The following is a 2,547-nucleotide window of genomic DNA, read 5'->3' as shown; positions in this document are numbered from 1 at the left end:
GCAATTTATCACAATCTGGCGCATAGCAAAGCGATTTCCCATCTCTTCCGCATTCTAGGGTTTCTCAGGCGGTAACTGCTGAATCTCCAGCGGCGAACGCGCTTGGATCTGTTCGGATTCGGGCAGAGGACGCGTGGGTGTCGGTTCTTCGCCGAGCACGTCGCCGGTCTTGCCATGATACGACTCGCCTGGGTGCGCTACCAGCGGCTCGCCCACCGAGGGGCCGAAGCGTCGCTCCGGGAACTGCACGCGCTCTCCGCCGAGCGGGTAGTCTTTCCGCTGCGGATGCCCCACCCAGTCTTCCGGCATCAGGATGCGGCGCAGGTCGGGGTGGCCGCTAAAGCGAACGCCGAACATGTCGAAAATCTCTCGTTCCGGAAAGTTCGCTCCGGGGTAGACCTCGGTTACGCTCGGCACCACGGGGTCGTCTTCTGGTACCGGAACTTTAAGAAAGATGCGGCGGCCCGTTCCTTTTTGCACCCCACCCTGTTCGTAGCGCACCGAGTAGAGATTATAGACCACCTCAAAGCGGTGGTCGGGGTACTTGTCGAGGTAGTCTACACCGAGGCATTCGGAGAAGAAGTTGTACTGCAGGTCGGGATCGTCGCGCAAAAGGCGGCAAACCTCCACGATATACTCTCTGCGCAGCAGGATGCGCGTGTCACCACGAAAGGTTTGCACCTGAAGAATCGCGTCGGGGAAATGCTCGCGGATTTTCTGAACCTCCAGAAGCTCTTGAGTGGTTGCCTCGGCCGCCTCGGTCATCGCTCCTCTCCCGTAGGTTGAAGTCGCACGGTGGTCTGTTCGAGGGGTTGGCAAAGCTCTTGTGCGCTCGCGCCATAGACGGGCACCCGCGGCCCGACCGGTATTTTGTCAAGGTCTACAGGCCCTGAGTTCTCGTTCCCAAACCGAATGGGAGGGCGTGGAGCCAGCACAATCGGCTCTCGCTTCAGGGTCTCCGCCACGACCTCCTCCTCACCCCAATCCAAGGCGCCCTTGCCGAGAATGTAGAAGTAGCCGGCGAACAGGATAGCCACAAAGAGGATCATCTCAATGTAGTTAAAGGCTTTGAGCGCGTAGGGCAGATGACGATAGTTGACCGCCCAAGGATAGAGGAAAATGGTCTCCACATCGAAAACGATGAAGATCATGGCCACGAGATAAAACTTAATAGGGAAACGTTCACGGGCGCTGCCTACCGGCGTCATTCCACACTCGTACGGCGAGGCCTTTACCGCGCCGGGCTTTTTGGGGCCGAGCAAAGCGGAGCCAAAAACCATGACGAACGCGATCAATGCGCCGATAACGATCATCACGAAAACAGGGATGTAGTTATCCACTGTTTCCTAAGCCTCCTCCCTCTCTGTTTACGCTGGGCTTGGATGAGAGATTGCCGTTTTTCTGAATTTGTGATGTTTATCACAATCTGCGACGTAAGCCACCATCCCCCATCGCTTTATCTTTTTTATTTTACCTTCTCTTTGTCTATTCTGCATGGTCTGCAGGAAAAGCTTCTTGCCCAAATAGAAGGCGAGCCAGACAGGCTTGCTTTGTTAACTGCTTCTAGAAACGCGAGATCGGTAGTCTCGGCAGCCTCCCCCCCGCCCTCAAGGCCCCCACCCCCCGCCCCTCCCCCCATTGGGGAGAGGGGCACCTCGCGGTGGGCAACTCAAGGCCGACGCCCTTCCCCTCAGCGGCCTGAATCGCTCCCTTCATCGCCTATCTCCCTGGCCGCTGCATCGCCGTGCGCTAGCACCTCCCGAATCGGGGGAAAGGAAGGGATAGGGGGCGAACAAGATAGACTTGCTGTGCTAATTGCCTCTAGAACCGTGAAGCCGGCAGTCTCTGCAGCCTCACCCCTCGCCCCCAGAACGGATGGGAATGGAAACTTAAGATTTCTCGCCTTCGGCTCGAAATGACAGTTGTTTATCTCGCCTTTGGCTCGAAATGACAGTCGTATCACCGGCTCTTCAAGCCCCCACCCCCGCTCCCCTCCCCCAATTTGGGAGAGGGGAGACCAATAAGTTCATTGGCAGTTTTCTATGATAACCTTTCCTTCGGAAACTCAACACAACCGCCCCCTTTCTCCCTAATAGGGGGAAAGGAAGGGATAGGGGGCGAACAAGATAGACTGGCTCCACGAGTTGCCTCTAGAACCGTGAAGCCGGCAGTCTCTGCAGCCTCACCCCTCGCCCCCAGAACGGATGGGAATGGAAACTCAAGATTTCTCGCCTTCGGCTCGAAATGACAGTTGTGGTATCGGCTCGAAATGACAGTTGTGGTATCGGCTCGAAATGACAGGTGTTTATCTCACGAGAAATGACAGTTGTATCGCCGGCTCGTCAAGGCTGACGCCCCCCCCCTCAAGGGTTACCCCTACGACCCTTCACTTCAACACTCCCTCTCTTGCATCTCTATTCGCCCCTTACCTTCATCTACAATTGCCCTCTTAGCCCTTCCTACACCAACAAAATCTCCTAAAAAAATTTTTTCCCCACACCCATAAAACGACTTGACATATCCTACTACCCTGTGTTATCCTATTAT

Annotated in this window: 1 protein-coding gene and 1 pseudogene; both read right to left on the bottom strand. The window is 55.8% G+C overall.

Features of this window, described 5'->3' with window-relative positions; all coding sequences use genetic code 11:
- Nucleotides 1–240: 240 nt before the first annotated feature.
- Nucleotides 241–765, bottom strand: a pseudogene (locus tag VKV18_RS09465) (NADH-quinone oxidoreductase subunit C); the annotation flags it as partial.
- Entirely contained in the window at nucleotides 762–1,340 is a 579-nt protein-coding gene (locus VKV18_RS09460) for an NADH-quinone oxidoreductase subunit A (RefSeq protein ID WP_324203961.1), read from the bottom strand. The gene VKV18_RS09460 and the pseudogene VKV18_RS09465, both read right to left, overlap by 4 nt.
- Nucleotides 1,341–2,547 lie beyond the last annotated feature (1,207 nt).

The sequence above is a fragment of the Chthonomonas sp. genome, from assembly GCF_035294505.1.
Lineage (GTDB): Bacteria > Armatimonadota > Chthonomonadetes > Chthonomonadales > Chthonomonadaceae > Chthonomonas.
This window is presented reverse-complemented; position numbering and strand designations above follow the sequence as displayed.